Source organism: Nocardia sp. NPDC004068 (assembly GCF_042874315.1).
Classification (GTDB): domain Bacteria; phylum Actinomycetota; class Actinomycetes; order Mycobacteriales; family Mycobacteriaceae; genus Nocardia.
In genome coordinates, this window is sequence record NZ_JBIAMW010000031.1 from 1 (window position 1) to 6,200 (window position 6,200).

At 60.7% G+C, this 6,200-nt stretch carries 6 protein-coding genes; 3 read left to right on the top strand and 3 right to left on the bottom strand.

What is annotated here, in order from left to right; translation table 11 throughout:
* The coding region (locus tag ACFYTQ_RS37510) for an XRE family transcriptional regulator (RefSeq protein WP_387371198.1) at nucleotides 1–1,393 on the top strand (1,393 nt) is incomplete at its 5' end.
* Here the strand turns inward: ACFYTQ_RS37510 and ACFYTQ_RS37515 are convergent.
* Entirely contained in the window at nucleotides 1,382–2,218 is an 837-nt protein-coding gene (locus ACFYTQ_RS37515) for an alpha/beta hydrolase (protein WP_387371200.1), read from the bottom strand. The genes ACFYTQ_RS37510 and ACFYTQ_RS37515 overlap by 12 nt on opposite strands.
* A 304-nt stretch (nucleotides 2,219–2,522) precedes the next feature.
* Here ACFYTQ_RS37515 and ACFYTQ_RS37520 point away from each other — a divergent pair, with 304 nt between their 5' ends.
* Nucleotides 2,523–3,179: a hypothetical protein gene (locus ACFYTQ_RS37520; RefSeq protein ID WP_387371202.1), complete on the top strand. Its 657-nt coding sequence runs from the start codon at nucleotides 2,523–2,525 to the stop codon at nucleotides 3,177–3,179.
* A gap of 60 nt (nucleotides 3,180–3,239) precedes the next feature.
* Nucleotides 3,240–4,301 (top strand): hypothetical protein, encoded by a 1,062-nt coding sequence (locus tag ACFYTQ_RS37525; RefSeq protein WP_387371204.1) that lies wholly within the window; start codon nucleotides 3,240–3,242, stop codon nucleotides 4,299–4,301.
* A 339-nt stretch (nucleotides 4,302–4,640) separates the two neighbouring features.
* Here ACFYTQ_RS37525 and ACFYTQ_RS37530 read toward each other — a convergent pair whose 3' ends face one another.
* A complete protein-coding gene (locus tag ACFYTQ_RS37530) occupies nucleotides 4,641–5,480 on the bottom strand; it encodes a helix-turn-helix domain-containing protein (protein WP_387371206.1) in 840 nt (279 codons plus the stop codon).
* A 132-nt stretch (nucleotides 5,481–5,612) separates the two neighbouring features.
* Nucleotides 5,613–5,852 (bottom strand): hypothetical protein, encoded by a 240-nt coding sequence (locus tag ACFYTQ_RS37535; RefSeq protein WP_387371208.1) that lies wholly within the window; start codon nucleotides 5,850–5,852, stop codon nucleotides 5,613–5,615.
* Nucleotides 5,853–6,200 lie beyond the last annotated feature (348 nt).

Here is a 6,200-nt window from a genome sequence, read left to right on the forward strand (position 1 = left end):
AACTCTTTCGGATACGGCTTCGGCACTGCGACATCCTCTCAGGCTCGCCACCCGGCAAGCCAACTCGGTTGTCACCTATCCGTGCAGCAGCCCCGTGCCTGCCTCCTTTTGGCGGACCGACCAGATACGTGATGCCCTTTCAACCTGGCATCTGGGTCGAGTTATCTACGCCTACCGTATGCATCCCTTCCACGGCCGTCCCTTGCCCCAAGAGCTGATGGCGAACTGGCTCGATCTGACGCAGGCACAGCTCAGCCGCATCGAGAAGGGTCCGGCACCCGAACACCTGTCGAAGCTCGCCCGGTGGGCGACCACGCTCGGCATTCCGCCGGAGCTGCTGTGGTTCAAGCTGCCGACTGTCGAGGGTGCCACAGGGATAGTCGGACCGGTCCGACACCACGATGCTGTCGCTTTGGCGCGGTGGTTAGTCACCGATGGCACCGGACCGGCACCGTCAGGCCACTTAGATGACCTCCACCAGGTGAGTCAGGCGTTGGAGGATGCTCGCCGCTACTTCGACGGCACTGTAGTGGATTTCTTTCGTCATCATCTGGCCCGATGTAAGGCGGACGATGGTTCACTTGGCCCGTCGGAAGCGCTACCGCTGACGCTCGCAGTGATAGGGGCAATTCGCCGACACGTCCGAGATGTGCAACCCACGGTTCGACGGCAACTGCTGGCGCTCGGCTCCGATGCTGCCGAATTTGCTGGTTGGCTCTACCGAGATCTGCACGATCCTGTCTCTGCCACCTTCCTCTATGACCGAGCAATGGAGTGGGCGCAAGCCGCGGGTAGTCTGCCGATGCAGGGCTACGTGCTGCTGAAGAAGTCCCAAATGGCGTACGAGACCAGAGATACTGGGACGCTGCTGACCTTGGCTCAGGCCGCCAGCGAGGGGCCGTGGCAGCTGCCCGCTCAAGTCAAAGCCGAAGTGGTGCAGCAAGAAGCACTTGGGCTCGCCATGCTCGGCGAACCGATCAAGGCGGTTAAGCAGCATCTGGAGACCGCCGAACAGATGCTGCATGAAGCCATAACGGTCAACGGCGGCGACGTGATCAGCTACTTCAACCAGAACACCCTTCGCCTCCGTGCTGCTGTTTGCTACACCGAGGCAGGCAAACCCCAAGTCGCCGCGCAGTTGTTCGGCCAGGTGCTCGGCAGCGGTTCCTTGTCACGGCGCGATATGGGATTCTTCGGCGCACGGCAGGCCAAGGCGCTGGCGTTGAGCGGCGAACCGGACGAAGCCGCACGGATCGCGGTTCAGTCGGTCGGCGTTGCCCGCGAAACTCGTTCGGAACGAACGATGAATGTCGTTGTCGAGGTCATGCGAGCACTCGACTCCTGGCGGTACCGGCCGATGGTGCGCCAGCTCCACGACGCGCTACAGCCGTGACGCCGATCCGGTTGTCAGCCATGTGGCAACAATCCTGATGACCTCCGCCTGATACTCCCGACTCTTGGGGTTCAGGTACTTCGGATCGTCATGGACGGCGAACCCGTGCTGCGATCCCTCGATCTCGACCAGTTCCACCGGCGCGGTGAACTGAGCGACCGCGGCCCGCGAGCCGTCGATCGGCACCAAGGTGTCGGCGTTGCCGTGGATAATGAGGGTTGGGGTTGTGATCTCACCGAGGATTTCGTTCGGCTTCAGCCAAAACACCTCGTTGAGCAGCGGTCGGCCGTGCTTGAGCGTCGGCGTGAACTGCACGGCGCCAGTGTCGTTCAGCTCCTTGGCCCGCTCGTCGCTGATGACGTCATCGTGCCAGTAGTCGCGGGTGTCGATAGTGCGCTTCTTGTAGTCGAACTGCGGATTGAGCAGCACCAACCGGTACAGCTCATCCGGCCGCTTGGCGGCGTAGTAGGCCGTGATCCCGCCCCCGAAACTGGCACCCAGGAGGCTGATTTTCGCTGCGCCGGTCACCTGGCGTAACTCGGCCACCGAGACGCGGATGTCGTTGAGGATCGTGGAGAGGGTCAGCTCCTCCTGTCTGCCTTCGCTGTCACCATGGCCGCGCAGATCGAATCGGAGTGAGGCTACGCCAGCGTCGGCGAGACCATCAGCCAGGCGAGTGAAGAATCCACCTTCCTCCCTGGTGACACCGCCGCCGTGGACCAGGACGACAGCGCGGTCTGTCGGCAGGTCTGGTGTGACGAGGGTGGCTCCTAGGTGGAGGCCATCGAGGGTGCGGATGCTCAGGATGGTGCTGTTGGTAGGCACGGATTCAGTCAAGCAGATGACGCCAATAGTCCGGAGCCACTCCGGACAAGGCGTCCCAAGGGCTGGTCCTCAGCGACTGGGGGAAGTGGAAACCAATCGGCAACCGAGCGGATTCGTTCATCGCGAGAAGGAGGGCGAGCGGCCATGGAGAGGCTGGACGGCGAAGTACTAGCGGCTGCCACGGACCCGACCCAAGCGGCTGTAATCGGGGGAGCATCGCGGTACATCGCTTTCACTAAAGCGACGAACTGATCGCATCAAATGTGTAGCGGCAAGAGCGGACCTCGTGTTGAGATGGACAGCTATGGCTTCCGATGAGTTGCAAGTAGCGCTAACCACTGTCGATGCCAACAGGCTCCGTAAGTGGGGTTCCGCCTGGTTTGATCTCATTCAGTCCGGCCAAGCGCTCGAAGCCCGGCGCAACACTCCTGCCTCACTGACAACTGCGTTTATCCGTCGAGCATTTTGGGAGTCTGCTGTTATTAGTTACTTTCGTGTGGGGCAAGGCGATAAGAGGCGCAAGATCGACCTTGAGGCGTTGTTCGCGGCAACTGGCGATCCAGGCGTATCTGATTTTCACAACGAGATTTTGGAGTGGCGTCACGATCATGTAGCCCATCGAGGTGGACGTCGCTTCGAGGATGTCCACGCGGTTATTTGTTACGACGCTCAGCCTGATGTGCGCGCTCTGCGCCTCCTGATCGAAACCTCGATAGGTCCGAGCGACGACGACGAACTTGTAGAGCAGTTTCGCGAGCATGTCTTGCTTCTCCGAAACACCATGTGGGAGTCATTTCTAGCACCACTTGCTGAAAAGTTGGTAATTGTGGCCCAACATGATACAGAACTGCGCGATTCCGCCATTGCAGCGGCGTCAAACTCGGCGAACGACAGAATTGCTGCGGACCTGGTCCTGTGGGCACGCGAGAACGGAACTGGGATAGCGTCGCAAGGATCGTGACGCGCGTTACTAAACGAAGGCGTTCGAATATCGATGCAGCCTTCATGACGGAAGGCGATTATGCCGAAAAGAAGCCCCGCAATCTGGCCGGGGATTGGAAGATCTATTGCTCATGCAGATTTGGCGTTACATCTATTTCGTGCCGCATCACTCCATGGCCAGCGGGCGCTCGCATCGTCGCATGATGATGAGCTTGAGCTGCTGGATTGTGCGATGTCGATTGGGATATCGATCGAATTACTGGCGAAATGTGCGCTGGCGACGATCTCTCCGGTGCTGTTAGCGGACCGATATATTAAGAGTGCGGCGTTGTTTTCCGGCTTCTCGGGAGTGCGGGTGAACGAGGGGAAGTCGCGCTCGGTCGACGACTGCATGAAGCTGCTCAAAGAGCTGCACGATATAAGGTATGAGCAGGGCCGGGATGGTGTCGTATTTGATGTGAGAAACGCCGCAACTCATATGGGTCTCGTCGACAAGACAGTGCTCGACGAGGCGCTGAATAAAATGGTGGAACTTGCCGAACAGCTACTTACTGTCACGATTCACGAGAATGGCGCGCTCGACCGAGTTTCCTACTGGGGTCCGGCGCATATCGTGCAGGTGGACGAGCGGCTCAAACAGCAAAGACGCGAAAGGCGAATCAGGTTCGAGCAGCTAAAGGCAGCTGCTCGGCGGGAACTCGAACGGCTGCGCAAGCGGCTTAATGATGATGCTTTGGCGGAGTTGGCAGAGAAAGTCCCTGACAGCTACGACGATTATTCCGACTATGCCGTTGACGATCGTTTCCGTCGTGCGACGTGTCCCGTCTGCGGGTTCGAGGGTTGGATCGAGTACGAGATCGCGCGAAGCCGCATCATGACGGACGGTGATGAATACGATGGCGACGTATTTCGGTTTGTCGAGCTAACCGCTGAGCCTCGACAGTTCTTGTGTCGAGTCTGCTCTCTTCGGCTGGATGAAGATCTTCTTTGGGAGGCGAATATGGGTGCCGCTATAGATCTCGATCCGGTCGAGCCGACGCAGGAGGAGGTGGAAGCTGAGGAAGAATACCTTATCGATAAATATTTGGAAGACCTGGAGGAGCGACGGCGCTTCATGAACGAAGGAGAGGATGAAATATAGGTCCTGATATAATAGCGTTAATAGACGAGGCAGTAATCGATGCAAGTGCTTTCTTCAAGAGTGAGCATGACCCTAATTGGGACGTAAACGGAGACCCGTGGTCGGCCGTCAAGGATGTCCTCGATGCATCTCGACACCTGGCCATCTGGGGAGGAGAGTGCCGACGCCATTGTGTGGTTGGAGGCCCGCTCTACTTCGACCGAGTGGCGCGTGGTTCCTGAAGTCGGCAACCACGGTCCTGCCAGAAGTCATAGCGGGATGCACCCCCACAGATCCGGCCACGATCCTCGGCCGCGCTCCGCGCGGCGGGGTGCCGGTACAGCCGCGCGGACGGGGCCGTTATGTCGATGAGTTTCGGAGTTCGGTGAGGGCGGATTTGTAGCGGGCGATCTCGGCGGCTCGTTCGAGGTAGAGGTCTCCGATGTGTTCTTCGATGTGGACTATCGGGGGTTGGGTCATGCGGGATTTGGGCATCATGGGGAACTCCAGGAGTGTGAACGAGCCGAGTAGGGCGCCGATGTGGTTGCGGGTGGTGAAAGGAACGACTCGGATCGACACGTTGGGCCGCTGATCGAGCTCGGTCAGGTGCTGCCGTTGTTCGGCCATCACGGCGGGGCCGCCCCATTCCTCGCGCAGCGCGGCCTCGGACAGGAAGATTTCGGCGGTGAAGTTCGGGTCGTCAAGGCGGGCTTGGCGTTTCAGTTCGCGGTGGACGCGTTCCTCGGTGTGGTCGGTGGGGGCGTTGGGGGTGTCGGTCCAGGCGATGGCGCGGCTGTAGGCGGGGGTGCGGACGAGGGTGGGGAGGCGGATGATCGCCCAGGCGGTGAGGCGGATGGCTTGGTCCTCGAGCGTGGTGTAAGGGTCGAAGTCGCCGATTTCGCGGTCGAGGTGGGGTTGCCACCAGCCGCCGCCGCGTTGGGCGGTGCGGCGGGTTTCGCTGGCCAGGGCGAGGATCAGGCGGCGTTCGTCGTCGGTGGCGTGGTAGAGGTTGCACAAGGTGTTCATGTAGAGGTCGCTGGCCGAGCGCGCCGACAAGCCTTCCTCGAGTCGGCCCATGGTTTGGGTGGAGATTCCGAGGACGCGGGCCGCGGCGGCTTGGCTCACGCTGGCCTTCTTTCGCAGGGCGCGCAGTTTTTGGCCGAGGGTGCGGCGCGCGGATGTCGAATCTTCAGCGGGCATTTCAGCTCCTTTGGTTATCGGATGGTTTGTTCGGTCGGGATGTTGTGGGCGTTCCTGACCATGGGGCCGGGGCGAATTCCCTTGGCACTCTTCTGTTCTGCCTGATGCGCATCTCGAGATCCGTTGATGGGATCACCGAGGATGCGTCGTCGAGAGCACCAGGCGGCCAGCGTTTTCCAGCGCTCGGAGGGCGGCGGCCTTGCGCGGGCATTTCGTTGCGCGACAAGCGATGTGGAACTGCGTGACGGCGTGCGCGCGGTCGATGTCGAACGGCGTCTCCGGGGCGGCGTGGGCTTCCTGTCCGGAGAGAGCGAGGGTGTGGTGCATGGCGAGGGTGTGCATGATCGGGACCTCGGTTCGTGGCAGGAGCATCGGGAGGCACCCGGCACCGAGGGGGTGAACCACCGGCCTGCCTACCCTTCGGCAAATCGGTGCGCCTTCAAGGGGCCGAAAGCGGCGCTCGGTACCGGGTGCGGGTCAAGCGTTTATCGCTCACCCGTATCGCCCAACGATCGGAGGGGTTAGCCCCAATGGGGCTTGACAACGCCATTTCAGGGATTTACCTGCCTGAATAGGGGCGTGATCGGTCCGGCGGAAACGCCCGAACAATGGCCCGAACCGGGGTTAGTACTCCAGCCGGACTTCGTGATCATGGAGTGAGGTGGGATCGGCGCTGGTAGTGGCTGGTGCGGGCGCGGTGTTGGTGTCGGCGTCGCCATG